The following is a 391-nucleotide window of genomic DNA, read 5'->3' as shown; positions in this document are numbered from 1 at the left end:
CAAGCATCAGGCCCATGCGATTGAGCGCGTGGACAAGGCTGATCAGATTCGCGTAAGTGACCTGATGCACGGCGGCCCAGGCAGGGCGGTTGATCAGAAAGCCCCCATTCGCCGTTCGCTCAATCATCGTTCGCACAATCTGATTCGACCGGCTGCGATGGATCAGCGTCAACGCGTCGTCCGACCTTTCAATGGTGAACATGCCCTGGCGGAACAGCAGCTGATTGATTTGCTCAGACGATCGTTGAATGACCGGAGTCGGCATCTGCAAGCTGATGTCGGCATACAGGGTGTCGAAATCACCGCGCATTTGAGCGCCGGCCTCCGAAACATCACGGCCGACCTCGATGCCATGGTCGATGCCCAGGTGCATAGGCTGGTCTGGGCCCAC

General features: G+C 58.6%; 1 protein-coding gene. It reads right to left on the bottom strand.

Annotation, left to right across the window (positions count from 1 at the left end; all coding sequences use genetic code 11):
- Positions 1-373 (bottom strand): hypothetical protein (locus tag SxD43FB_RS24300; protein WP_217988863.1); only part of this gene is annotated, 373 nt, incomplete at its 3' end.
- Positions 374-391: the final 18 nt, after the last annotated feature.

It is taken from the genome of Sphingobium sp. D43FB (genome assembly GCF_002312805.1).
Classification (GTDB): domain Bacteria; phylum Pseudomonadota; class Alphaproteobacteria; order Sphingomonadales; family Sphingomonadaceae; genus Sphingobium.
This window is presented reverse-complemented; position numbering and strand designations above follow the sequence as displayed.